General features: G+C 46.1%; 23 protein-coding genes. 17 read left to right on the top strand and 6 right to left on the bottom strand.

What is annotated here, in order from left to right:
• Positions 1-186 precede the first annotated feature (186 nt).
• Positions 187-2412 carry a DUF5916 domain-containing protein gene (locus V1467_RS17770; RefSeq protein WP_416306317.1) on the top strand — a complete coding sequence of 742 codons (2226 nt, stop codon included), beginning with the start codon at positions 187-189 and terminating at the stop codon, positions 2410-2412.
• Here V1467_RS17770 and V1467_RS17765 read toward each other — a convergent pair.
• Complete coding sequence (locus V1467_RS17765) at positions 2390-3031, bottom strand: HAD-IA family hydrolase (RefSeq protein WP_416306316.1); 642 nt, start codon at positions 3029-3031, stop codon at positions 2390-2392. The genes V1467_RS17770 and V1467_RS17765 overlap by 23 nt on opposite strands.
• Positions 3032-3567: 536 nt before the next feature.
• Here V1467_RS17765 and V1467_RS17760 point away from each other — a divergent pair.
• The 12 genes from V1467_RS17760 (at position 3568) to V1467_RS17705 (ending at position 16959) form a co-directional block, all read left to right on the top strand.
• Positions 3568-4524, top strand: coding sequence for a sugar ABC transporter substrate-binding protein (locus V1467_RS17760; protein ID WP_416306315.1), 957 nt, complete (start codon positions 3568-3570; stop codon positions 4522-4524).
• 120 nt (positions 4525-4644) lie between these two features.
• Positions 4645-5466 (top strand): MurR/RpiR family transcriptional regulator, encoded by an 822-nt coding sequence (locus V1467_RS17755; protein ID WP_416306314.1) that lies wholly within the window; start codon positions 4645-4647, stop codon positions 5464-5466.
• Between the two features lie 44 nt (positions 5467-5510).
• Entirely contained in the window at positions 5511-6320 is an 810-nt protein-coding gene (iolB, locus tag V1467_RS17750) for a 5-deoxy-glucuronate isomerase (protein ID WP_416306313.1), read from the top strand.
• A 9-nt stretch (positions 6321-6329) separates the two neighbouring features.
• Positions 6330-7322: an inositol 2-dehydrogenase gene (gene iolG, locus V1467_RS17745; protein WP_416306312.1), complete on the top strand. Its 993-nt coding sequence runs from the start codon at positions 6330-6332 to the stop codon at positions 7320-7322.
• Positions 7323-7792: 470 nt separating this feature from the next.
• The gene (locus V1467_RS17740; RefSeq protein ID WP_416306311.1) at positions 7793-10000 is read left to right on the top strand and encodes a TonB-dependent receptor plug domain-containing protein; all 2208 of its coding nucleotides are present in this window, start codon (positions 7793-7795) and stop codon (positions 9998-10000) included.
• An 87-nt stretch (positions 10001-10087) separates the two neighbouring features.
• Positions 10088-11425 (top strand): metallophosphoesterase, encoded by a 1338-nt coding sequence (locus V1467_RS17735; RefSeq protein ID WP_416306310.1) that lies wholly within the window; start codon positions 10088-10090, stop codon positions 11423-11425.
• Positions 11426-11513: 88 nt separating this feature from the next.
• The gene (locus V1467_RS17730) at positions 11514-12950 is read left to right on the top strand and encodes an MFS transporter (RefSeq protein WP_416306309.1); all 1437 of its coding nucleotides are present in this window, start codon (positions 11514-11516) and stop codon (positions 12948-12950) included.
• 15 nt (positions 12951-12965) lie between these two features.
• Positions 12966-13439 (top strand): hypothetical protein, encoded by a 474-nt coding sequence (locus V1467_RS17725; RefSeq protein WP_416306308.1) that lies wholly within the window; start codon positions 12966-12968, stop codon positions 13437-13439.
• A 24-nt stretch (positions 13440-13463) separates the two neighbouring features.
• On the top strand, positions 13464-14255 hold the full coding sequence (locus V1467_RS17720; RefSeq protein WP_416306307.1) for an inositol monophosphatase family protein: 792 nt from the start codon (positions 13464-13466) through the stop codon (positions 14253-14255).
• An 80-nt stretch (positions 14256-14335) separates the two neighbouring features.
• On the top strand, positions 14336-14893 hold the full coding sequence (locus tag V1467_RS17715) for a PepSY domain-containing protein (RefSeq protein WP_416306306.1): 558 nt from the start codon (positions 14336-14338) through the stop codon (positions 14891-14893).
• Between the two features lie 7 nt (positions 14894-14900).
• Positions 14901-15590: a winged helix-turn-helix domain-containing protein gene (locus tag V1467_RS17710; protein WP_416306305.1), complete on the top strand. Its 690-nt coding sequence runs from the start codon at positions 14901-14903 to the stop codon at positions 15588-15590.
• Positions 15571-16959, top strand: coding sequence for an ATP-binding protein (locus tag V1467_RS17705; protein WP_416306304.1), 1389 nt, complete (start codon positions 15571-15573; stop codon positions 16957-16959). The genes V1467_RS17710 and V1467_RS17705 overlap by 20 nt, the downstream gene beginning before the upstream one ends.
• Before the next feature lie 21 nt (positions 16960-16980).
• Here V1467_RS17705 and V1467_RS17700 read toward each other — a convergent pair whose 3' ends face one another.
• Positions 16981-17484, bottom strand: coding sequence for a response regulator transcription factor (locus tag V1467_RS17700; RefSeq protein WP_416306303.1), 504 nt, complete (start codon positions 17482-17484; stop codon positions 16981-16983).
• On the bottom strand, positions 17481-18731 hold the full coding sequence (locus tag V1467_RS17695; protein WP_416306302.1) for a sensor histidine kinase: 1251 nt from the start codon (positions 18729-18731) through the stop codon (positions 17481-17483). The genes V1467_RS17700 and V1467_RS17695 overlap by 4 nt, the downstream gene beginning before the upstream one ends.
• Between V1467_RS17695 and V1467_RS17690 the strand changes: the two genes are divergently transcribed.
• The 4 genes from V1467_RS17690 to V1467_RS17675 all read left to right on the top strand — a co-directional run bounded on the left by V1467_RS17690 (position 18730) and on the right by V1467_RS17675 (position 21865).
• Complete coding sequence (locus V1467_RS17690) at positions 18730-18870, top strand: hypothetical protein (protein WP_416306301.1); 141 nt, start codon at positions 18730-18732, stop codon at positions 18868-18870. The two genes, V1467_RS17695 and V1467_RS17690, sit on opposite strands and share 2 nt — an antisense overlap.
• A gap of 83 nt (positions 18871-18953) precedes the next feature.
• Positions 18954-20768, top strand: coding sequence for a trans-sulfuration enzyme family protein (locus tag V1467_RS17685; protein WP_416306300.1), 1815 nt, complete (start codon positions 18954-18956; stop codon positions 20766-20768).
• Between the two features lie 78 nt (positions 20769-20846).
• Positions 20847-21404 (top strand): AAA family ATPase, encoded by a 558-nt coding sequence (locus V1467_RS17680; protein WP_416306299.1) that lies wholly within the window; start codon positions 20847-20849, stop codon positions 21402-21404.
• 41 nt (positions 21405-21445) lie between these two features.
• Positions 21446-21865 (top strand): SRPBCC family protein, encoded by a 420-nt coding sequence (locus V1467_RS17675; protein ID WP_416306298.1) that lies wholly within the window; start codon positions 21446-21448, stop codon positions 21863-21865.
• 68 nt (positions 21866-21933) lie between these two features.
• On the opposite strand, the gene V1467_RS17670 is transcribed toward V1467_RS17675, so the two are convergent.
• The 3 genes from V1467_RS17670 to V1467_RS17660 are packed head-to-tail and all read right to left on the bottom strand — an operon-like array spanning position 21934 to position 24896.
• A complete protein-coding gene (locus V1467_RS17670; protein ID WP_416306297.1) occupies positions 21934-22407 on the bottom strand; it encodes an Lrp/AsnC family transcriptional regulator in 474 nt (157 codons plus the stop codon).
• Between the two features lie 24 nt (positions 22408-22431).
• Positions 22432-23544 (bottom strand): anhydro-N-acetylmuramic acid kinase, encoded by a 1113-nt coding sequence (locus tag V1467_RS17665; RefSeq protein ID WP_416306296.1) that lies wholly within the window; start codon positions 23542-23544, stop codon positions 22432-22434.
• 53 nt (positions 23545-23597) lie between these two features.
• The gene (locus tag V1467_RS17660) at positions 23598-24896 is read right to left on the bottom strand and encodes an OapA family protein (protein WP_416306295.1); all 1299 of its coding nucleotides are present in this window, start codon (positions 24894-24896) and stop codon (positions 23598-23600) included.
• Between the last annotated feature and the right edge of the window lie 25 nt (positions 24897-24921).

The following is a 24921-nucleotide window of genomic DNA, read 5'->3' as shown; positions in this document are numbered from 1 at the left end:
TTTTATTCTAAAATAAAAAATAAGAGGGATAAGATACGATATCCATATGGCTGAGGTTAGATTAACAATTGTTCATCTGCTGAAAAGGAGAACGCAATTTACTGCGGTTTATGCTGGCTTAAAATTAACTGCGATTGGTGCCGTTGTAAATAACGGTGACGGATCGCCATTATATCTGAGATTGCCATGAAAACTGTTCACTCTTTATTTTTGATCTCTTTTTTTAGCTGCTGGTCGTTAGCGGCGGTGGAAAAACTGCACTTACAACATACTGATTTACCGATAAAAGTAGATGGTTTGATTGAAGAAAAAGCGTGGGATAGTGCCTCGGTCTTGCAGCTACGTTATCAAACCAAGCCGCAGAGCAATCAACTAACCCAGATAAAAACAGAAGCAATGCTACTGGAAGATGGTGACAACGTTTATATCGCTTTTAAGGCCTACGATCCGGACAAAAGCGCAATTCGTGCATTTTTGCGTGAACGGGATCAAGGATCTAATGATGACAGAGTTATTTTTAGTGTCGATACCTTCAATAGTGCGCAATTGGCTTATCGTTTTTCGGTGAATGCCTTAGGTGTGCAGATGGATGAAATTCGTAATGAAGCCAATGACGAAGAGCTGACTGAATGGGATTCGACTTGGGCTTCTGCGGCCAGCATTACCGAGTTTGGTTATGTTGTTGAAATGGCGATCCCGTTGAGTGCAATTCGCTTTCCGGCTAATACGATTCAACAATGGCGGATTAATTTGCAGCGAGAATACCCCAGAGAACAGGAATACCGTTTATCCCTTAATCCGGATGATCGAAATAATAGTTGTGAAATTTGCCAGTATTCCTTACTCGAAGGATTAAGTGGGGCGAAACCGCCGGTGAATATGACATTAATTCCATCGCTGGTTTACCTCCAGTCACGTTTTAAAGGGGCTGACGGTGAGCCCGTTATTCAGCATACCGAACAACAAGCAGGGCTGGATTTGCGTTGGGGAATTACACCTAATATCTCCCTTAGTGGCACATTAAATCCTGATTTTTCACAAGTGGAATCCGATGCTGCCACACTGGATATTAATGAGAAGTTCAATATTAAACGGGATGAAAAACGGCATTTTTTTCTAGAAGATGCGGATTATTTTCAAACCAATTTGGATCTGGTCCATTCACGTACTATTGCTGATCCGGATTATGGGATGAAATTAACCACCAAAACAGACAAAAATATGCTGGCTATATTAGTCGCACAAGATGCACAAACTAATCTGGTTTTACCGGGGAGTGAAGGGTCGGATACTGAACGACTGGATAATGATGGTATGGATGTGGCTAATCGGTCTGCGGTTGTACGTTATCAGCATAATATGGATAACGGATTGTCTATTGGGGGATTATTAACCCACCGACAAGCCCAAGATAAGGCTTACCAAAATAAGGTAGTAAGTATTGACAGTTACTGGCAACTTAATGACTCGGATCGATTGTATGTTCAAGCCATGCATTCAACCACAGAGTATCCGTTAGATTTTCAGAATGAATATCAGCAATCACCTAAATTGAATGATAATGGCTATTTTGCTCAATATGATCACGATACAGAAACCTGGTACCACAGTTTTCAATACCAGAATATTGGTCGGGATTTTCGGGCTGATTCCGGTTTTATTACTCAAGCGGATTTTGAAAGTTATCACGCTAAAGGTGGGTACCAATGGTATGGTTTTGAGGATCAATGGTGGTCTAAAATTGACTGGGATGTAGATTGGGATTTGGTCTTTGACCAAGCAGGTAATCTGCTGGAACGAACACTGGAATCTGATGTTGAAATTGAGGGAATAGGACAATCAAGTTTTGAAATTGGTATGGAAGCGGGAGACGAAGTGTTTAATTCGGTGAGTTATCCGGTCAAGTCCTATAAATTGGAGGCTAGCGCAAGACCTTATTCCGGTATTGATATCAGTGCTGAATTGAAAAGAGGTGACAAAGTGGACACGGACAATGATCGGGTTGGTCAATTTGTTGATTATGTCTTGGCCAGCGAACTAAATCTGGGTCAGCATTTATTACTGGATCTGACTTTGGAGTATGAAACATTAACGATACCCGATGGCAAAGTGTTTAGCGCTTATACCCATGATGCCCGTTTGCGTTACCAGTTTACCAACAACAGTAGTTTGGCTTTAACCTATATTGTTGAAGCGGTAGACAAAAATATTGAGTTATATCGTCAGCCAGATTCGGAAGTGGCTTATGAGCGAGAAACCAGCATAAAGCTGATTTATTCGTACAAACTTAGTCCTCAAACATTGTTTATCGCTGGCTTTCAACAAGGTCAATTTGAGCAAGAAAGGCTTTCATCCACACGCACAGATCAAAAAAATACGTTCATGAAAATCAGTTATGCTTGGATGAATTGAGGCTATTCAGCAATGGGATCAATTGTTCCATATGGGAAAATGTATTAGCTTGAATGGGTAACACATCGCTTGGTAAAAAACGCAATGCTCGCATATTGGCAGCTTCAGCGGCTTGAATGCCAACTAGGCTGTCTTCAATTACGATACATTGTTGTGGTGAGAAACCCATTTGGCTGGCGGCGTATAAAAATAACGCCGGGTCTGGTTTCCAAGCATTCACGCAGTAGGCACTATAAAGTTTGTCGCCAAAGTATTGGCTTAGCCCTGTCGTGGACAGTGCATGGCGAATTTTATGTTTAGGGCCATTGGAAGCAATACAACAGGCAAAAGGCAAACTTTCCAACATGTCAATTACGCCTGCAAAAGGTTGTAGATGCATCGAGAACAGTTCCGCTACCCGTAGGCGATACTTAGGCTCAAAGGCATTGTCTAACCGGACGTTATAACGATGTTCGATATCGGCAAAAATATCCAGTAACTTTCGACCTCGATACAACGTAACCAGCTCTTCAGTGCTCTGTGCTATGGTCGGAATGAGGTCGTTAAGAGCCTGACAACATAAAAACTCGCTGTCTACCAGTGTGCCATCCACATCAAAAATGATTAGTAACTGCGACATATAGAACCTTGTTTCAATTGAATACTACCTCTGCGTTGGTCAATCTGTTTCTAAGTTGAGCGATCTTCAATTGTATATACCCAATCAACCTGAAGATGCACGATTCAGAGCGACTGGGGTGCTGTAATTCAAGGCATCGTCTTGAAGCCATGTGTCCACCTTGCGAAAGGCGATAACGCAGAAGTACAGTGCCCCAGACGCTCCATTCTGGCGGGTTTTAAAGCCATTTATACTGTGTTGACTATTTTTGATTTAGACCCACTAGACCTACAAACAGTCGCCTTGTCTAAATGGCTTTAACTTCCCGCTGAAACGCGTATCTTCAGGTTGATTGGGTATATATATATGGCGGGATAACCCTATGTAATTGGTGCCCATTGTCTGCTGCCTTTTTAAGGTAAAAATAATTAAGCAGCTATTGACAGTTTAGCAATTGAATCGCTAATATGGAATGTATATTCCAAATATTTAGAGTATAGAATATTATTTTGATTATTGGTTTGTAACGGTCAAACCTGTTTTTAACATGAGTGTGAATGATGAGCCAGCGTAACAGATTATCAAGTATTTTATTGCTGTTGTCGGCAAGCTTCGTCGTATTGCAGCCATCCTATGTTTATGCCGAGAATGAGCGTTTTATTATGATCAGTCACGCACCAGATTCCGATCCTTGGTGGAATACGGTCAAGAATGCTGTGAAAGAAGCGGGTGACATAATGGGCGTTGAAGTTTTATATCGTAATCCGGCAAGTGGTGATTTGGCTGATATGGCACGCATTGTTGAACAATCTGTAGCCTCAAACCCGGATGGGTTAATTGTAACTATTGCCGATTTTGATGTGCTAAAGAAACCGCTGGAAAAAGCGTTACGAAAAAAAATTCCATTGATCACCATTAATTCTGGCACACATCAACAAAGTCAGGCATTAGGAGCATTGCTACATATTGGCCAGCCTGAATATCAGGCGGGGTATGGTGCCGGTCAAAAAGCCAAACAAGCCGGTGTGAGTCATTTTGTATGTGTGAATCATTACATTACCAACCCCTCTTCCGTGGAACGCTGTCAGGGATATGCTGATGCTCTTGGTATTAAACTGGGCAATAGCATGATTGATTCATCACAGGATCCCACTCATATTGAAAAGAAAGTACAGGCCTATTTACGTCGTCATCCCGCAACAAATGGCATTCTGACGCTGGGACCGACATCTGCCACGCCGGTTATTCGTTTACTGGATAAAATCCGCCTGGCGGGGAAAATTCATTTTAGTACCTTTGACCTCAGTGATGAAATTACCCATGCTATCGAGCAGGGCAGCATCGCCTTTTCTGTTGATCAACAACCCTATTTGCAAGGTTATATGCCAGTCGTGATGTTAGCGCTGTATAAGCGTTATGGCATTATTCCGGCCAATGACATGGACTCCGGACCGGCATTCATTGACAAAAACAATGTGAATTCGGTCATAACGCTGTCTGGAACCGTGCGCTAATCATGACAATAAGCTTAAAAAATCGACGCTGTATTTCACGAATATTGATTTTTGGAATGTATGTTTTATTTTAATCCTTTATATTTCAAATCTGTCTTGTCATAGGAAGTGAGTTACAAAATGATGAATGCGAAAACGGCGTCGGCTCTTGAAGAGCTAAATGCAGAAATTACCCAGAAGTTTTCCAAGCTGAGCAAGCGACTCCAGCAGGTCGCCGAGTATGTGCTGGAAAATCCGAATGGCATTGCTTTTGGTACTGTTGTGATGATCGCCAAGGACGCTAATGTGCATCCGTCCACCTTGATCAGGTTTGCCAACGCTTTCGGGTTTTCCGGATTCAGTGATATGCAAAAACTGTTTCAGAAAAAGTTGCTGCAAGAATCGTCCAGTTACGAAGATCGCATCAAGCTGGTGCAGGATGACAGTGCTTTGGACAATCAAAATGCCAGCAGCAAGCTACTTGATCAGTTTAGCCAGGCGAATAGCCATGCGATGACCTACCTGAAAGATAACATTGATCCTGACGATCTGGAGCGGGCGCGCGCTATTTTGTCAAACGCCGACATCATTCATGTTAAGGCTGTCCGCCGTTCCTTCCCTATCGCCAGCTATCTGGCTTATTTGCTTAACCATATCAATGTTCGCTGCTATTTGCTGGACGGGGTTGGTGGCATGCATAAAGAACAGGAACACCTTATTCGGCAAAAAGACGCAGTTATCGTAATCAGTTTCCATCCTTATGCCAGCGAAACCCAGTCGACGGTGGATGCAGCGATAGCCAAGGGGACTCCCATTATCTTGTTTACAGACAGCCCGCTAAGTCCGTTAAAAGAGCATGCCACAGTCTGTTTTACCGTGAAGGAAGCCGAGATTTACTCATTCCGATCGCTCACCGCGACAATGTGCCTGGTGCAATCATTGGCCATCAGTTTGGCACATTAGACAGAGGCCGGGGCGATTTAACCGTATTCATCAAGAGGTAGAAAATGTCATATTTACATAGCCGTCCCGGCAATTTAGATAGCAATGGCTGCATTCAGCAAGTGACGCCACAATCCGCTAACTGGAATTACGTCGGTTTTGAAGTGCATCAATTGTCTGCAGGCCAAAGCAAGCATTTTAGCAGTCCAGATCAGGAAAGTTGCATGGTGATCTTAAGCGGCGTGGCTGATGTATCAACTCATAGCCAGTCCTGGTCATCATTGGGTGAACGGATGTCAGTTTTCGACAAGAAAGCGCCCTACAGCGTTTATACCCCCCCGGGTGAGCAGATGGACGTCACCGCTGTTACCGCTGTGGAAGTTGCCATTTGTCGCGCTCCGGCTACCGGCCGGTATCCTACCCGGTTAATCAAACCGGAAGACTGCACATATGAACTGCGTGGTAGCGGCACTAATCAGCGGCATGTATGTAATATCCTGTTTGCCAATATGGATGCGGAAAAACTGTTGGTTGTTGAAGTCATTACTCCTGATGGCAACTGGTCCAGCTATCCACCGCACAAGCACGACAGTGACAATTTACCTGATGAAAGTTCATTGGAAGAAACCTATTTTCACAAGCTGAATCCCGAACAAGGCTTCGCTTTTCAGCGCGTTTATACCGATGACCGCAGCATTGACGAGACCATCTGTGTCGAGCATAACAGCGTGGTGATGGTGCCTTGTGGCTATCACCCTGTAGGCGTGCCTCACGGCTATGATTTGTACTATTTAAATGTAATGGCAGGCCCTACGAGACATTGGGTATTCAAAAACGATCCTGCCCATGAGTGGATCATCGACAAGTCTAAATGAGGATAATAAATGATTAATTTCGCGTTGTTAGGAGCCGGCAGAATCGGCAAGATGCATGCTGGACTGATTGCTGCGTCACCCCAGGCCCAATTAAGTTATGTGTTTGATACTCACAGTCCATCTGCAATGGCACTGGCAGAAAAGTACCAGGCAACCGCCGTTGATTCTGTGGATGTTATATTACAGGACTCTCGCGTGGATGCTCTTTTGATCGCAACGTCTACCGATACCCATGTTGGTTTTATTATTCAGGGGGCCAAAGCCGGCAAGGCAATTTTGTGTGAAAAACCGATCGATCTGAGCAGTAGTCTGGTGGCTGATTGTTGGGAGCAAATTAAAGATTGTAAGGTACCGATTCAAATAGGTTTTAATCGCCGTTTTGACCCGACACATGCCAGCTTGCAACGCCAGCTATCAGACGGAAGCATTGGCGAGCTACAGCAACTTGTTATCACCAGTCGGGATCCTGACATTGCGCCGGCGGAATATTTACGTCATTCAGGTGGTATATTTCGCGATATGATCATTCATGATTTTGATATGTTGCGCTTTATTACCGGAGAAGAAGTGGTACAGGTGCATGCCATCGGTAGTACCCTGATTGATCCCGATCTGGCCCAGTTCGGTGATGTGGATAGCGTGATGCTGACACTGAAAACCGAGTCCGGGAAACTTTGCCATATTAACGGTTCACGCCGGTGCGTGTATGGCTATGACCAGCGGATTGAAGCCTTCGGAGCCGGAGGAATGTTGCAGTCAACCAATCCGCTACCTCATGCGGTGAGTGTTTCCACTGCCGAATCAACCGCAGCACATAGTCCATTGAATCCGTTTTTTATCGAACGTTATCAACAAGCTTATCAGGCACAACTGGACAGTTTTATCCAGGCCGTGAATGACGGGACTCAGCCGTCTCCTTCCTTTACGGACGGTTTGCAGGCTCAGCGATTAGCTGATGCTGCCCAGCAATCCCTCGATACAGGTTTACCGGTTCAACTGTAAATCTGCCAGCATTATTTCTTCCAGCTTGAAGCTACTGATTATCCTCACTGTGTGACACAGTGAGGATATTTTATAGAAAATTAATTCCATAATTTATGCCTGGTGGAACTAAATTTTAACATTTTATTAATTTTTTCAGCTCAAAGCTGTTTTTTACAGCTCCTATCTTATTCTAAAAAATCCTTATAAAACATATGATTAAATTTATGTTTAAGGAAAATATAAAATTTGTTAACGAAACGTACATTCCAATACTTGATAATGTGAAAAAAAAATTCTATATTGACCGGGTCAATCCTGATAATGTGAAGCGACAGGTGAGACTACGACCATATAGCAACACCAAAAGCTGACGACGCATTAGAAAGGGCAGCGCATAGACTGAATTTGCAACAAGCCTTGGTTAATGCATTGAGAACAGTCAGTTTCTAAAAAATATTAAAACTTGAGACTAGATGAGGGGATGCAAAGTGAACATTAAAGGCCCACAAAGCAAAACGAAATATCTAAGTGGCTGTATTTCGTTAATATTGCTATCTGCCGTGACAGGTAATGTACAAGCACAAGAATCGCAAGATGTAGAACAAATTCAGGTCGTCGGTACGCCGGTATTCCGGGATAGAACTGCGACAGTTTCTCCTGCCCTGGCCTATGGCGTCGAGTTTTTCCAACAATTCGAACCCACGTCTGTTGGTGATATGTTGAAACGTACCCCCGGTATTTCATTCAGCAGCGATGTAGGTGAGTACGACGCACCACAAATGCGTGGTTTGGGAGCAGGCTATACTCAAATCCTGATCAATGGTCGTAAAGTGCCCAGTAGTGGTTCGGACCGTGCCGTTTTTGTTGACCGTATTCCGGCAGAGATGGTGAAGAGCATTGAAATTATCCGCAGTCCCAGTGCTGATCAGGATAGCCAGGGTGTTGGCGGTACCATTAATATTATTTTAAAGGATGGTGCCAGTTTTGAAGGTGGCAATGCACGGCTGGGGTTATTACGATTTGATGATAACAAATTACGTGGCAGCGGTGCTTTCGGTTATAGCGGAGATACAAATAATACTGCATGGAATGTCTCTGCCAGTTTCCAGGAGCGTTATGTCCCTAAACTGAAATACGAACGCCGCTATGAACCTGATGGTACCCAAAAAGAAGAAGAGCGGGAAGATGACGTACGTGATAGTGATGATGTGTCGTTGAGTGCCAATTTGACTTACATGCTCAGTGATATCTCTACTCTGGATCTGTCAGCCAACTATGTTTCCACCAAAAGACAGGAACATCAGACCGAGACGGTATGGGAAATCGAAGACGGTGAGTTTTTATTAGATGAAATAACTGACGAATCCGTTGATATCGATGAAGATTCCTACATTGTCGGTGCCATCTATAATACCGAACTTGGCACAGACACCGAATGGGAGACGTCGTTTAACTACAGCAGAATTACCAGCACCGAAGATGTGATTGCGCTGGCAAAGGGGGCTGATGATGACCCATGGGAGTACGATGGTCTGGAGGATTTGGATACTACCGATTCGGAAATACTCTTTACTACCTCAATCAAGCATATGTTGGATGGCGGTATCGAGCTGAAAACCGGTATCGATGGTTCACGTAAAAAACGTGAGGAGGCGCTGATTGAATTTGAAGTCGATTCCGACAGCGGTGCAATTGAAGGTATTGATTTAGAACAAACCTACGACGTCGAGGAAAAGCGTCTGGACGGCTACCTACTAGGTCAAATGAGCTTTGACAATGATGCCCAACTGGAACTGGGGTTGCGTGTCGAGCATACCAGTCGTTCTATCAGCAGTATGTCAATTAGCGAAGATACTTCAGATACACATATTAATCCGTCAGCACATTTTTCCAAGAAATTTGATGACGACAATACCTTGCGTATCAGTGTGGCTCGAACGGTACGACGTCCTGACTTTAAACAGTTGTCACCCACTATTGAATTCGATGAACCGGAAGACGGAGATGCCAAACAAGGTAACCCGGATTTGAAAGACGAAGTATCACTAGGGTTGGATATCGGCTACGAACGCAGTCTGGCCGGGCGCGGAATATTCGGGATAAATGCCTTCTACCGGGATGTGACTGATGTAATTGAAGATGTTGGTGTGGGGACTGCGCCTGGTGGTGGTATTCTGTTTTCCTATGATAATGCCGGCGATGGCAGTATCTGGGGCCTGGAGATGGATTTGAATAAACCGCTGTCGGATAACACCGGTTTATTTGCTAACCTGACTTTGCTGGACTCTAAAATTACCGATCAGTTTACCGGCCGGGAGCGTCGTTTCAGAGATCAGTCCAACTATATTTATAACTTTGGTGTCACACACAATATTCCTGAATGGAATACCAGTATGGGATTCAGCTATCAGAAACAGGGGGATAGCTTGTCGGTGGATATCGACCGTGATGTAGAGCTGAGTTACGACGGCAACCTCGAAGTTTTCGTTGAAAAACGTTTTGGCGATGATTACGTACTACGTTTAACCGCAACGAACTTGTTGAATGCACACAAAATTGAGCGTTTTGACAACTATGATGGCGATTCGGCCGCTGAAATTCTGGAAAATCATATTAACCGAAACATTGGTGAGCTGGAGAAAGAAGACGAAAGCGCCAGTCGAGTCATTACACTCACTTTCAGAGCCTTTTTCTAATCTGGATGCAGGCCCCCGCGCCCTGGCAGCGATGTGGGGCCTAAGTTATTTAATGATGGAATTTGGAGAGAATTAATAATGTGCAACATGGCAAAGAACGGAAAAACGCGGTTTAAAACACGTACTAATGTATTGTTGTCGCTATTACTGTTGCTGGGGTGCTCCAGTGAATTTCCGACCGCTACGTCTGCAGATCAGGCTGATGTGGCAAAAACACAGGACCAAAAACTGCAGCTGGGTTTTATTGCCTTTGGTGACAGCGGTTATAACACCCAGTATTTAAAAGAAAAACAGTACACACCGCTTAAACCGACCAAACAGGCGTTTATAGATTATGAGCGTGCCGACTGGATAAAAGACGGTCGAGATCCGGCTGAGTTTGTGCCACCTCCCAGTGAGTATGTGGAAGCCGTGGGCAGTATGGTTGATGCCAGTGGTTTATATCCTGTGGCTGATGCCATGAAAAAGTATTGCGATCGTCACGATTGTCAATTCTCGGTGATGCTGGGTGATAATATCTACCCTGACGGTGCGACGATGGGGTTGGACGGCAAGGATGATTCGACCCGTTTCGATGACTTGTTTAGCCAACCTTTTGGCGATATGGGTAAGGGAAATGAGCAATATCGTATTTATACTGCGTTAGGTAATCATGACTGGAATACGTCACGCGAAGGAGCGATGGCACAGGTAGAGTTTATGCAAAGCCACCTACCTTTTTATATGGACGGCATTTTTTATTCGGTTAAGCCTCCAGCAGCCAAAGGCAAGGTAGAAATTTTCGTTATCGATACAGAAGTCATGCTGGGCGGCGAAACCGTGCTGGAAGCGGAACTCAATCCTGACGGTAGTGAAATGAAAACAGACGAAGTGGACAAACCGAGTCCCTGGGTGGTGCCGCAGACGGCTGGCGAGAAGCAAATGGTCAGTTGGCTGGATGACAAGCTCAAAAACTCGACTGCCGAGTGGAAGTTGGTGGTTGCTCACCATCCTATCTGGGCCAGTGGTGGTAGCAAATTTGAGCAGGCCAAGGTGTTGCGCAGACTGATTTTGCCGTCCTTATGTAAATATGCCGACATCTATTTCGCCGGTCACGAGCATACGCTTGAGTTACATGAAGACAGCTGTGAAACTGTGTTAGGGCCTGATAATAAACACCCGTTGTTACAGGTATTGTCGGGTGCGGCGGCCAAACAGCGGCCGGTGCATACGGCGTTCAAAGCTTATCAGGATAAAACCTATCCACAGGATAATGCGATTTGGGTAAAAGGCATGATCTGGGGATTTTCTCATATTCAGTTAAACGGGGATCAGGCAACCATACAAATGCTGTCAACTCCCAGCAGTGGAAGCAGAGAAATTAATCTCGAATATACGTACCAGTATCAACGCCGCACTGCAACACTGGGTAAAGCGGATCGTTAATCCGGAATAACCGGGCAGGCAGCAACACGAACATCATGCTTGTCCGGCTATTCCACACCGAGTTTTCTTACTATTATTAGGTAGTTTTATGATGGGTACGATACAACGGTTCTTGACCTATTGTGTGCATGAATCGATATTCGGAAAAATAATCGGTTATTTTGCTACCCGCAACGATCAGCCGGTCAGTTCTGATCAGGCATATATCAATCAGCAGTTTCAACACCACCGCCGCAACGTCATTGTCATCATTACAGTATGCTATGGGCTGGGCTATGTGTGTCGCCTTGCTTTTAATGTTGTCAAAAAACCATTAATGGATGCGGGAGTTTTTACGCCTGAAGAGTTGGGTATTATTGGTTCAACACTATTGTACGGCTATGCACTGGGCAAGTTTACCAACGGCTTTTTGGCCGACCATGCACACGTAGGACGTTTCTTCGCGGCGGGGTTATTTTTATCGGCGATGGCTAATCTGGGGATGAGTTTTTCCAGTTTGGCGTGGATATCGGCATTGCTGTGGGGATTGAATGGCTGGTTTCAGGGATTTGGTGCGCCATCCAGTGTGGTATCACTAGCGCATTGGTATACCAATCACGAACGGGGGCGCTATTACGGGATCTGGAGTACTGCCCATTCGATTGGTGAAGGCCTGACTTATCTGGGGATTGCCTGGTTAATTGCGGCTGCGCCCAAAGGTTTGGGACTTGACTGGCAGTGGGGGCTATGGACACCCGCAATTATCTGCGTGTTTGCTGCGTATGTGGTATGGCGCTACTTGCCGGACCGGCCGAAAACCATGGGATTGCCTTCCGTGGCAGACTGGAAGTCAGATCATGGCCGGATCATACCGGAAGCAGCATCAGAATCGGTATGGAAAACACAGCTAAGAGTACTGACTATTCCGTCTATCTGGATATTGGCCATTGCCAGCTCCAGTATGTATATCACCCGTTATGCGATCAATAGTTGGGGAAACGTCTATTTGCAAGAGATCCGGGGCTTCGATTTGTTCGATGCGAACCTGTTTATCTTTTTCAATACAGTAGCCGGAATTCTGGGTTGTCTGGTGTATGGTCTGGTCTCTGACAAGTTCTTTAACGCTCGCCGTCCACCTGCAAATTTAATTTTCGGGTTGCTGGAATTATTGCCCTTACTGGTGATTTTCTATGGGCCGCAAAATTCCCTGTTACTTGGTGTGGCGCTGGTAGTCTACGGTTTTGGACTAAGCGGCATCCTGGCATCGCTTGGGGGGCTGTTTGCGATTGATATTGCACCGAAAAAAGTGGCGGGCGCGGCAATGGGCTTCATAGGTATCTTTAGCTATCTGGGGGCCGGCTTGCAAGACTATATCAGTGGCAAGCTTATTTATAGCAGTCAGATTGTATTTTCGTTTCCTTCACCCGAACAACAGTTTCAGGTGTATTTTTATAACTATGACAAACCGATCATTTTCTGGATTGGGGCATCGGTATTATCTATTGTTCTGGCTTCCGCATTATGGAAAGTCAGGGCAGCTGACTAGTAGGGCGTGGCGATCATGAGAAACACAAAATTGCTATTGATATTGATGTTGACTGTGTTGTTGGCAGCTTGCGGCAGTGAACAAAACAATCCCTGGTGCGACGGACACAGAAGTATCCACTCACAGCATGAGGATATTGTGACAAAGGTGAATATCGACTATAGCGAATCGGGTGAACTGGTGGCGCAACTCGATATACCACAAATTGCCGCATCCCGCGAGGCGCTAACTGATATCAGCCAAGTTATTGAGGCGTCCGCTGCCGTCGAGTGCAAATCGTTTCCTGCCGACATTGGCACACACAATCAGCGTTGGATTGCCAAGTATCGTATTGAGTGCGGCGCAGACAACAGATTGAAACAGGCGTCGGTGGTATTGTTGAATAACTTTGCCGATATTGCGGAGGTTGAAGCCATCATCAACACTCCGGCAGCGACCAAGCATTTTGTTCTCAACCGCCAATGCGACAGACCCATTTTTATGCAGTAATGACAAATTTAACAAGGTAAAAATATGGACGATATTAGACAAAGACTGGCATTTGCTTGCGATACCGCCAGGGCGGCAGGCAAACTGGCTCACGGATATTTTAATGATTTAAGCAGTTTGACGGTAGTCAGTAAGGGTGTTCAGGACATGGCAACCGAAGCTGATGTGAATACCGAGGACCTGATTAGAGCGGCGATTGCCAGACAATATCCACAGGACGATTTTTTTGGCGAGGAGAGTGCCGATGCTTATGTGGCTAAAGCTGATGCCGGAATCTGGGTGGTTGATCCTATTGATGGTACCCAGCCCTTTATCAACGGTATACGCAGTTGGTGTATTTCCATCGCCTATATTCTTGACGACCAGGTTGTGCTGGGGGTTATTTATGACCCATGTGCAGATGAGATGTTTGCCGCAACAGCGGGTGATGGTGCCACATTAAATGGTCGCCAAATGAAGGTTGCTGACGTCAACACTGTGGCCGAAGGGCTTGTCAGTATCGGTTACTCAAACCGGGTGGCACCTGCAGCAACATTAGAACCCTTGCAGCGCCTGATGCTGGCTCAAGGGATGTTCCACCGCAGTGGTAGCGGTGCATTAAGCTTGGCTTATGTGGCAGCGGGGCGTTTAATCGGTTATTTTGAACCTCATATGAATATTTGGGACTGTGCCGCAGGTATACTGCTGGTTCAGGAAGCCGGAGGACAGGCATACGATTGCCTCAGCCAGGACAATTATCTCATTAACGGCAGTCCGGTTATTGCCGCAACAGCCGGAGTTTATTCGCAATTACTGGCTATTGTTAACGGGGATTAACAAAAATTAATGTTTTGCACATCAAGGTTTTATCTGGTCAACATTAGACTGGCTTCATATTCTAACCAGAGGAATTGATAATGAAGTATTGTTCTAGACGTGTCGTATTAATGTTGACGGTGTTGTTAACCTGTCAGTTAAGCTGGGCTGGTATGGATAACAAAGAACTGGCGATTGCACGGAAAGTGATGAATGAATCCGGCGTAAACGCTATCAGCAGTATCCAGCAAGTACAACAGCGTTATCCCGGAGTCATCTATGACTACGAACTGGATGATGATGACGACGATTATTACCATGAAATCAAACTGATTGATCTGGATGCTGATGTTAAACGCAAGATCGTGATCTCGGCGCAAAATGGTACGGTCGTCAAGGAAGAGCAGGAAAACCTGTATTCCTGGTTTATTGAAGATGATAGCGTGACAGCAGTAAAGAAATTACAGGCACTGCAGTATTCGATGCTGACAGCGATAGAACTGGTCGACCCGTCTGAAGGTGCGCTTGTGGTGGATATCGAACTGGAATACAAACAGGGTGTTGTGTATTTTGAGATAGAAACCGACGGCCCGCAAGGTGAACAGGAAATACTGGTTGACGCCAAAACCCGTTCTGTCATTCCTGTATACCAACGATAAGCGCTGCATGAAACTACTTGTAATAGAAGATGACGCAACAACCCGAAGTTATATCCAAAAAGGCTTCCAGGAAAGTGGTGCTGTTGTTGATACCGCAGATAACGGGCCTGACGGCCTGTTTCTGGCTACCAGCGAAGAATACGATATTATCATCCTGGATCGGATGTTACCCAAAATGGATGGGTTGGCGTTGCTTGCAGCGCTGCGTGCTGCCAACATCCGTACCGCGGTTATAATCTTGAGTGCGCTGGGTCATGTAGACGAGCGAATCAAAGGACTGAAGGCCGGGGGCGACGATTATCTCACCAAGCCATTTTCTTTTCAGGAGCTGTATGTTCGAGCCACTATTCTGGTTCATCGGCAGCAGCAACTTTCGGATCCCGCTCAAGGGCCAGTAACCCGGCTAGCGATAGATGATCTGGAGATGGATCTGGTTGGCCATAAAGTGACGCGAGCAGGTCGCGAGATCAAGTTACAGCCAAAAGAATTCCAATTGTTGCGATATTTGCTGGAACATCAGGGGCAAGTCATTTCCAGAACAATGTTATTTGAAACGGTATGGGATTATCACTTTGATCCCAAGACCAATGTTATTGATGTCCATATTGCCAAATTGCGCAAGAAGCTCGAAGAAAATGAGCAGACGCAGTTGATCTTTACGGTACGGGGAGCCGGGTATGTGGTTAGAACGTCTTAGGCGCTCGTTCAGAACCTCCATTTGGCGTTTTACACTGACCTTTACCGCGATCGTATTATGTATTTGTATTGGCATACTGGCATTGGTTTATCGTTTTACTATTGGTGAACAGAAACAGCAACTCAACCGCCAGGTTGTTATCACCGCCCAAGGTATTTTGGACCTTGCCCGAACCGAGGGTATTGACGCGACAGCATTTAGTAAAACGTTGCAGCAGCGGGTGGATAAAAGTGCGTCTGTGGTTTTGGCACTGGATACGCCCGACCGAATTGTCGGTAATCTTGCTACGATACCGGATAATTTACCCGGCTTTCCCGAATTGGCGCATTTTCCTGTTGCGGTAGTCGATCATCTGGGACAAACATCCGTCATGGTGGCACTGGGTGGCCAGATGCAGACCCGGTTTGGACGCATACTTGTTGGCATGTTTGATGATAATTATCAGGCGCGTGAAACTGAATTCCGTACGGCCAGCGTGTGGGCGTTGTTATTGACTCTGTTAGTCACCCTGATAACCGGCTTTTTGTTTAACCGTAGGGTGTTATACAGGGTAAATCAGATGGGCAGGTTTATTGAAGAGGTCAAAGACGGGCATCTTAAAACCCGATTACCCCTTAGCCATCGGCATGATGAGTTCGATACCATTGCAGGACAAATTAATCAGATGCTGGACGAGATTGATAACCTGATAGATTCGGTGGCTCAGGTAACGGATAACATCGCCCATGATTTACGTACTCCCTTGTCACGTATTCACATCGCTATCGAACAAAGTTTGAATGACGCGGCTCCGGGCAGTGAAGATGAGCTGTGGAAACAGCAGCTACTGGATGACTTGAACAAGGTGATTGCGACCTTTAATGCCATGCTCGAATTGGCAAGAATTGAGAAAGGCGTCCAGTCGAGTAATATGATCCAAGTGGATTTGGTGACACTATGTCAGGATGTCATAGAGCTGGCTTCGCCGTTGGCGGAGCAAAAGAACCAGCAGTTAAACTGGCTGAACAAACCGGTCAGGCTATCTTCGGCCTTTATTGTTAAAGGGGAACCTAATCTACTGTTTCGTGCCATTTTTAATTTAGTCGACAACGCTATTAAATATACCCCTGAGCAGGGACAGATTGAGTTGCGCCTGACGGGTACAGGGACTGGCTGCGAAATCCGGATCTCCGACAATGGACCCGGTATTCCACAGGCCTTACGGGATAAGGTATTTCAACGTTTATATCGTATCGAAAGTAGCCGCCATGATGCCGGGTTCGGGCTGGGATTGTCTATTGTCAAAGCGATAGTCGCTTTGCATGGCGGTAATATGTCGCTTGGCGATGCTGAGCCAGGTCTGGTTGTCAGTATTGACTTGCGCTACTAGTCCTGAATGGGGCGGGATGTATCACCAAAGCGGTTTTTTCTGTAGTTTGCGTTGTAGTGTACGGCGGTGCATATTCAACACTCGGGCAGCGGCAGAAATATTGCCGTTGTTTTCCTGCAGTACTCGCTGGATGTGTTCCCACTCCAGCTGTGCGGAAGATAATGGACTCAGTTCGGCAGTATCTATCTGTTGCTCGCCCAACCGGGCCAGCAGTGCATTAAAATCCAGCGGCTTGGTCAGATAGTCGTCCGCGCCTGCTTTGATGGCATTCACTGTGGTGGCGATACTGGCGTAGCCGGTCACGACCCAGATTTTGGCGTCAGGATGATGTTGCCGAATTGATTGCAGATAACTCAGGATTGAATCATTCCCCAAATTCAAATCCAGTAATAGATGGCTGTAGGTTTGTTGGTTGGATAGCAATTGCTGCGGTGCGGTAAAATAGCAGGCCGACAAATTATGACGTTGCAGTCTGCGCACTAAAGCACTGGCATAGACTTCATCATCGTCGACTACCGCGATCATTGTGTGTTGTCCGATTTGATCAATGGCACTCTGACTTGGGTGCTAACGCCATCGCTTAAATTACGGATAAAGACCGAGCCGCCGGCTTGTTCAATACTGGCATTGGCTAACGCTAGTCCGATGCCATAACCCTGTCCGATTACAAATGAACGACCCAGTTGCTCAATTAATTCATCTTCAATGCCATCACCATTGTCAATAATCTCTATCAATAATTGCTGTTGATCTAATCCGGCTATCAGGCTGATACGAGCTTGCTGGTTATCAATACAGGCCCTGGCGGCATTATCCAGTATATTGGCAATGGCTAAATTGAGGCTGTCTTTGTATTCGATATTGCAGTGCTCGAGTGCGTTATCAATCTGGCGCTCAAGCTTCACTTCGTTGTGGGTCAGCCACCAGTTATCACACAGTTCGTTTAGCCATTGTCCAACCTGGCGCGTCTGACTTTTCTGCGGGTCAAAGTTTTTACCTTGCTGAATGACCTTGTCCAACGCCTGTTGGCAGCGCAGCAGTTGTTTCGCCAATAATTGCTGATGATAGGGTCGTTGTTCGACGGGCAATTCATCCAATTCCTCGACCAGCATTTGTGCGCTAGCCAGCGGTGTGGCGATATGGTGGGCGGCGTTGGCTGTCAGGGTAGCAACCGCCATAATCTGTTCATCTCTTAGCTGGCGTTGTTGCTGTTGGACAATATGCTGATGTTGTTTACGCAATATTCTTGCTTGAGCGGTAATAAAAGCGGTGATCAAAAAGGCCGATACCCAGAATGTGACCAACATGCCGAGCATATGCTCATTCATATTATTCGAATGAAGGTGCAAATGAGGTTGGGGGGCGGGCAACAAATAGATAAAAGTCAGCAGCGCATAACATAGCATCGCTACCGCAGTAGTCATCCACGCCAGCAGGCGAGAAAGTGATAGCGAACCTATTACCGCCGGTAATAATAGCGCTGATACCCAGCCGGATAACACCCCGTTGTTGGCGTAAATAAAGTAGCTTAATGCCAATACATCAATAATTAACAATAATGCCAGCGCAGGCAAGGCTACCAGGCGTTGCCGTGCGCTGTAGGTAGTGGGATTCAGTAGCAGGTATAAGCCCCAGATAAGCCAGTATAGGCCAGTTAAACCGGCTAGATAGCCACTAACAAGCGCGATCAATGCATAGATCACCCGTAACCCGACTAATTGGGGAAACAGGGAATTGGCGGGAGAAAAGGATAGAAACAGATTTGCACGCATGGCCGATATTGAAGCCCATAAGCTGCTAGTGTTCAAGCATAAAAAGCAGCATCCGGTGTGGCAAATTGTCGCACCACTTCGTATGCCGGTTGCTTATCCCGGACTGAAGTTAAGTAAAGTTAACTTTGCGCTTATTTGAAATATAATTCTAATTAATTGCTTTTTATAAAAATATAATTCGGTTATTAATGTCTTATATTGAATTATAAAAAGATAACTGACATGAACTCCGCTAAATTGGCTCAGGCAAAAATACTTTCCCCCAAACGTAACTCCACTCGCGCGTTAACTATTGAATCATTAGCCAAAGAACAACTGCAGCATTTTGGTATTGATATTCACTCCGATTACGGCGATGCGTTATTTCACGCTGCGTTGCATCTTTATCAGACCCATGTGGATGTACATCAGCTATGGAAAATTACCAACGAAACACTGGCAGGCCTGGACAAGCAGGATCGTATCGCCTATTTCAACGCTAAAAAATTCCTGTCCTTTCAGTTGGCGAAAATTCTCGATACGCTACAAAATCCGTTTCGGGCCACCCATCAAAGTCTGCATAAACAAAATGGCTCTCATCTGGTTAAAGGGCATTATCCGTTATTTGACAATGTTACGGCGCTGTTTTCGGCTAATCCGGTTATTGTTCGTACCGCTACTTATGTGTATGCCTGCACCGAATGGATTGATGATGCCTTTCAGGGTAAAGAATTTACTCACCAGATTTACTCAAGGTTACTGAACCCCACCAGTATCTCTTTGGCTAATGCCATAGTCGATCTGGAGGCTGGACAATATGCTGCCGACTATATGGCCTGGAACTTTAATTCGGGTATGGCCGCGATTGATGGCTTGTTATCTAACGTCTTGTCTCATGGTGATGTGCTGATTGTGTCACGTAACGTTTATGGCGGCGTTTTCCAGCTGTTACAGGATTATTTTGCCCGAACCGACAAAATGAATATTCAGCTGGAGTGGTTTGATGGCTATAGCGCTGAAGAGTTCGCTGCGTTCCAGTCCGAGGTGCAGCATCGACATCGGGATAAACTGGATAGCGGTGCAGCTTGTCACGTTTATATCGAGTCTCCCTGCAATCCACACGGTTACGTACTCGATGTTGCCGGTATCAGTAAACTGGCACATCAACACGGCTATCTGGTGATGCTTGATGCCACGCTGGCAACGCCAGTTCTGCAACAATCTTTACAGCGGAATGATAAAACCGAACGGCCTGATTATGTGGTACACAGCTATACCAAGGACATCTGCGGCAGTGGCGCCACAACGGCCGGTGTGGTGATCGGTGAAGCTTACCGGATGTTTCAGGCCAAAGGTGATGAAGTCAATGGTTTGAACTGGTCGAAGACGATGTTTTGGGATGTGTATTATATCAAGGGCGCCTTTCTGGACTCGGAGAAAGCCTTTGATGTATTAACCGGTATGAAGACGCTGGAACAGAGGGTGATCAGCAAAGTGATCAACACCCAGATTTTCAGCCGCTTTCTGGCTGCCCATCCCGATTTCAAGGTGAACTGTCATGCTCTGGCAGCGCATAAAAATGCGCCGTTGCGCCAAACGCAATTGCGCCACGGCTGGCCTTGCGCACTGTTTACTGTTGATATGGAAAATGCTGGACTGGATCGCGACACTTTTGTACGTTTTTTTGACGCGCTGGAACCGGGTTTTAGCCATCAGGTGTCAATTGGTCAAAACAATACTATTATCCTGTGCCCGGCACTCACCTCACACTCCGAACTGGACATGACCGCCCAGCAGGCAGCGGGTATTCACCTAACCACCATGCGTATTGCTATGGGTACCGAGAACGTTAAAGAACTGATCGCCCATTTGATTAACAGCGCCAGAATGCATATTGATCCGGTACGCCCCGGTTTTAGTGATGGTTTTATGCAAGCACAGGAAATAGATGAAATGTATATGCAGGTCAGCATGCAGGTCGCTCAGCAGCATTATGCCTCAACCGCAAAGATGGAAAGCTTGCTTGAATCCCGTTCTGCATCAACGGAACTGGCCTGATTGGATAAATAACATACATCAATGGTCTGCATGCTCTAAGCTATGAGGTAAAAGAGGAGAACGTTCCGGGAGGTAATCATGGCAATGGCGTTTTTCAGACAACACTTTACCGACAGTCATCCAGGTCACATGGCCGGAACCCAGCTGCTTACCCATGTGATTGAGCTGCGTCAGGAACCGGATTTAACTGAAGAAAGCCGCGCTCAGCTAAAAGATATCAGCATACTCACCGCTAAAAAACGCCATGTGAGTGTATTGATGTCGGGCCGGGCCGACATAACGGCGTATTATGCCGCCACACTATTGGCAGATAGAACCGACCAGCCGGTTTGTTTTGTTACTTGTCCACAGTGGGTTGAGCATTATATTGGTGAAACTGAAAAAAATCTGGCCCGGTTATTCAGCGAAGCGCAAAGTCGCCACTGGATCCTGTTTTTTGATGAAGCCGATGCCTTGTTTGGTAAGCGCACTTCAGTTAATGACAGCCATGACCGCTATTCGTCAACAAAGCTTGATCGAGCGTTTTTAGCAAAATTACTCTCTGCTCATCAGGAATTGGTAATATTTTCTATCAAAGAGCAACAATATACCGATAAAATAGCTCAGCTATTTAGTCATCATCTGCATTTTGATTAAGCTCGAGATAGACAGATATCCAATTTATTGAACGAGGTCTTATGTACCAAACCCGGTTAAGCGTAAAATTCAATGCGCCCGTAAGTGCACTGTATGAAGCATGGTATAAACCCGAGCTGTTGTTGCAGTGGTTTGCTCCGGGTGAGATGCTAGTTGCCCAGGCAATGAGTAATTTTGCTGAAGGCGGCAAATTTCGCATCGTCATGCAAGAACCCACAGGTGAACAAAATATTGTGATGGGTGAGTACCTGCAAATTGAAACTAACAAAAAACTGGTGTTTAGCTGGCAATGGTTAGGCAGTGAAGATGTAAGCAAGGTGGAGCTGCTTTTCGGCGCAGTGAACGACAATACTTCGCAGCTGGAATTAACTCATAGCGAGTTTCCCAACCAGCAAGTGTGCAATGATCATCAGGATGGCTGGGTAGGTTGTCTGGAAAAACTGTCTTTGTTAACCCTGTAATTTTTTGTCGATTATAGGGATAAACCATTTGTAGGTCGAAGCTCGAAACCCGCGCTGATAATTTGTGATTAAAAAGAAGGTAAGCGCCGACTTACCTGATAGTCGTAAACCAAGGCAGTTTCAACATGATTGACTTCCGCTCTGGCGGTAATGGCGTCAAGCACAAAGTCGCGCAAGTGGGTAGTATCAGAAACCGTAATATGAACCAGAAAGTCATCTTCACCACCCATATGAAATAAACCAATGACTTCAGGTTGTTGCAAAACATCCTGTTGGAATTGATCAACTGTTTGGCGGTTATGATTGGATAATCTAACCGATACCATGGCCTGCAGGTGACCGCCCAGCGCACTAAAATTCAGCATTAAACTGCTGCCTTCAATAATCCCGTCTGTTTGCAACCGTTTAACTCTTTCCAGGCAGGATGAGGGGGACATACCGATATGCTGGGCTAAATCTTTATTGCTGATCCGCGCATCCCTAAACAACCAGGATAAAATTTCGATGTCGGTGTTATCCAGTGTGCGCGGTGCGGGCTTCATCGTATTGTTATCCTTTTTTTGAGGTTATGCGGCGGGATAACAAGCGCCGAGTATCGCTGCTCGCGATGCGCCAGTGACTTCGGGGATATTGCCGCTAATGCCATTTTTATGCGCATAAGCCAGCCACGCAAAGGCGATACCTTCTACTGCATCGGGATCGACGCCCAATTCTTCGGTCGTATGTATTTTGCATTGCGGTAATACATTTGCCAGTGCTGCCATCAGTGCTAGGTTGCGGGCTCCGCCGCCACAAATATAGACTTCCGCCACCGGCAACTCTGCCAATCCATCGGCAATATTCTGCGCCGTGAGTTGTAACAACGTAGCTTGCACATCTTGCGGATCCAGTTTTTTCGGCTGTACGGCAAGTTGCTGTTCCAGCCAGTCGAGATGAAAGGCATCCCGACCAGTGCTTTTGGGCGCGGCTTCTTTAAAATAAGGATGCGATAACAGGCTTCTGAGCAATTGCGGATCAGCTTGGCCCCCGGCACCCCATGCGCCATCTTTGTCATAGGGCTGATTGAGATGTTTGCGGCACCAGCCGTCCATCAAGGTATTCCCCGGCCCGGTATCAAAACCTAATACCGGGCTGCTTTTATTGGCAGGCAAATAGGAAATATTGGCAATGCCGCCGATATTCACCACCGCACGATCAATGCTCGTGTGGCTGAAAACTGCACGATGAAATGCCGGCACTAGCGGCGCTCCCTGACCACCCAAGGCAATATCTTTATTCCTGAAATCGGCAATTACATCGATGCCGGTTTGCACCGCTATGCTGTGTGCATCACCGATTTGTAAACTGAAGCCAAACTCACCGTCCGGCGTATGACGAACGGTTTGACCATGAGAGCCAATAGCGACTACCTGTCTGGCATCCAGCTTGTTGTTAGCGAGCAATTGATTGGCAGCGGCAGCAAAGGCATTACCGACTTTACGATTGGCCGCTCCTGCGAGGTGTACTTCATCTTCGTCGGGGCGATTAAGGAGATGTAATTCTTGCAGCAATGCGTCGTCGTATTGCAACGTAGTAAAATCAAGCAATTGTGGCTGGGCAGGATCTGCAAAGTCCACCAGTGCGGCATCAATGCCGTCCATGCTGGTACCGGACATTAAACCAATATAAATCGCGGACATATTTGAGGCTCGGTAAGGTGATTTGGTTGCCCTAGTCAGCTAAGGCAACGGGTTTAGTTCATGGCTAACATAATACGCTTGTTATTTTGCAACTGGGCCAGATAGTGGTCAGCAACGGTCATAAATTTAGCGCGTTCAGATTTCGCAATAGGCTCTGCTTTAGGTAATGATACGGTACGCGGGTTACGATGCACACCGTCAACCAGAAATTCATAGTGTAAATGTGGCGCTTCGGCCATACCTGTCATGCCCACATAGCCGATAACCTGACCCTGTTTAACCTTTTGCCCCAGTTTGGCTACCCGCTTGGAGAAATGCAGATACTTGGTCACGTATTTTTCACCGTGCTGGATAAACACATAGTTACCATTAAAACGGTTATAACCGGCTTTAATGACTTTGCCATCACCGGATGCCACAACCGGCGTGCCGGTGGCTGCCCGGTAATCAATACCGTTGTGCGGCTTGTAACGCTTCTGAATAGGGTGGAAACGTCTGGGATTGAAATTCGAGCTGATATATTTAAAGTTAACCGGCGCGCGTAAAAAGCTTTTGCGCAAACTGCGTCCTTCCGGCGTGTAATAACGACCGTCTTCGTAACGGATAGCCGAGAATTTCTCGCCCTGGTTAACAAACTCTGCCGCGACAATATCACCATATCCGACAAACTCACCGTCAATATAATTTTCTTCAAAAATTACGCTAAAACTGTCTCCGGTACGCAGTTCCAAGGCGAAATCGATGTCCCAACCAAAAATATTGGCCAGACTCATAATTTGGCTTTCGGTCATACCGGCCTTGATCCCGGCATTCCAGAAGCTGCTTTCAATATCGCCATTGGTAAAGCCCAGTAGACTCTCTACCCGTTTTTTGTCGATCTGGGTTTGCAACTGGTTTTTGTCGTCGAAACTAATGTTTAATGATTCAGTAGGCGAAAAGCGGAAATTCAGCGAACGGAATTGTCCCTGTTTGTTGGCCAGAATAGACAATTCGTCACCGGGCATCATTTTGAGCAACTTTTTAGCATCGTCACCGGCGTGCGATACCGCGTAGACTTCCTGCGGCGTGAGGCCAGCACGGGAAAATATTTTAGCCAGATTGTCGCCCTTGCGCACTGAATAGGTTTTCCAGTCGGGACTGTCGAGATCGTCCACCAACGGATCATCGGATAAATTGTCCAGGTGCAGCGGTAGCGGATATAACTGACCCAGCACCAGATCGTCTGCGTTGGTTTGCTTGGAGGCGCTGGCCTGTTCTGAAGGTAATAACACCAGAATAAAGGTAAAGGCCAGAAGAAAGGAGATAAGCACCTTATGACGATAAGGTAGCTTTTGAAAAGTAGATTTAAGCATAAAACGTTTACAACCTATGTAGCAC

Source organism: Neptunicella plasticusilytica (genome assembly GCF_047922965.1).
GTDB lineage: Bacteria > Pseudomonadota > Gammaproteobacteria > Enterobacterales > Alteromonadaceae > Neptunicella > Neptunicella plasticusilytica.
The sequence above is the reverse complement of the archived record's forward strand: the minus strand, read 5'-3'. Positions and strand labels throughout refer to the sequence as shown.

What these genes read in the sequence shown, in the direction of transcription:
- V1467_RS17665 (WP_416306296.1), bottom strand. Translation starts at nt 23,544, where the DNA reads ATGTCCGCGATTTATATTGGTTTAATGTCCGGTACCAGCATGGACGGC.
- V1467_RS17690 (WP_416306301.1), top strand. Translation starts at nt 18,730, where the DNA reads ATGGCCGATATTGAAGCCCATAAGCTGCTAGTGTTCAAGCATAAAAAG.
- iolB (WP_416306313.1), top strand. Translation starts at nt 5,511, where the DNA reads ATGTCATATTTACATAGCCGTCCCGGCAATTTAGATAGCAATGGCTGC.
- V1467_RS17735 (WP_416306310.1), top strand. Translation starts at nt 10,088, where the DNA reads ATGGCAAAGAACGGAAAAACGCGGTTTAAAACACGTACTAATGTATTG.
- V1467_RS17695 (WP_416306302.1), bottom strand. Translation starts at nt 18,731, where the DNA reads ATGCGTGCAAATCTGTTTCTATCCTTTTCTCCCGCCAATTCCCTGTTT.
- V1467_RS17705 (WP_416306304.1), top strand. Translation starts at nt 15,571, where the DNA reads ATGTGGTTAGAACGTCTTAGGCGCTCGTTCAGAACCTCCATTTGGCGT.
- V1467_RS17700 (WP_416306303.1), bottom strand. Translation starts at nt 17,484, where the DNA reads ATGATCGCGGTAGTCGACGATGATGAAGTCTATGCCAGTGCTTTAGTG.
- V1467_RS17675 (WP_416306298.1), top strand. Translation starts at nt 21,446, where the DNA reads ATGTACCAAACCCGGTTAAGCGTAAAATTCAATGCGCCCGTAAGTGCA.
- V1467_RS17680 (WP_416306299.1), top strand. Translation starts at nt 20,847, where the DNA reads ATGGCAATGGCGTTTTTCAGACAACACTTTACCGACAGTCATCCAGGT.
- V1467_RS17710 (WP_416306305.1), top strand. Translation starts at nt 14,901, where the DNA reads ATGAAACTACTTGTAATAGAAGATGACGCAACAACCCGAAGTTATATC.
- V1467_RS17725 (WP_416306308.1), top strand. Translation starts at nt 12,966, where the DNA reads ATGAGAAACACAAAATTGCTATTGATATTGATGTTGACTGTGTTGTTG.
- V1467_RS17685 (WP_416306300.1), top strand. Translation starts at nt 18,954, where the DNA reads ATGAACTCCGCTAAATTGGCTCAGGCAAAAATACTTTCCCCCAAACGT.
- V1467_RS17670 (WP_416306297.1), bottom strand. Translation starts at nt 22,407, where the DNA reads ATGAAGCCCGCACCGCGCACACTGGATAACACCGACATCGAAATTTTA.
- iolG (WP_416306312.1), top strand. Translation starts at nt 6,330, where the DNA reads ATGATTAATTTCGCGTTGTTAGGAGCCGGCAGAATCGGCAAGATGCAT.
- V1467_RS17765 (WP_416306316.1), bottom strand. Translation starts at nt 3,031, where the DNA reads ATGTCGCAGTTACTAATCATTTTTGATGTGGATGGCACACTGGTAGAC.
- V1467_RS17730 (WP_416306309.1), top strand. Translation starts at nt 11,514, where the DNA reads ATGATGGGTACGATACAACGGTTCTTGACCTATTGTGTGCATGAATCG.
- V1467_RS17660 (WP_416306295.1), bottom strand. Translation starts at nt 24,896, where the DNA reads ATGCTTAAATCTACTTTTCAAAAGCTACCTTATCGTCATAAGGTGCTT.
- V1467_RS17755 (WP_416306314.1), top strand. Translation starts at nt 4,645, where the DNA reads ATGATGAATGCGAAAACGGCGTCGGCTCTTGAAGAGCTAAATGCAGAA.
- V1467_RS17715 (WP_416306306.1), top strand. Translation starts at nt 14,336, where the DNA reads ATGAAGTATTGTTCTAGACGTGTCGTATTAATGTTGACGGTGTTGTTA.
- V1467_RS17720 (WP_416306307.1), top strand. Translation starts at nt 13,464, where the DNA reads ATGGACGATATTAGACAAAGACTGGCATTTGCTTGCGATACCGCCAGG.
- V1467_RS17770 (WP_416306317.1), top strand. Translation starts at nt 187, where the DNA reads ATGAAAACTGTTCACTCTTTATTTTTGATCTCTTTTTTTAGCTGCTGG.
- V1467_RS17760 (WP_416306315.1), top strand. Translation starts at nt 3,568, where the DNA reads ATGATGAGCCAGCGTAACAGATTATCAAGTATTTTATTGCTGTTGTCG.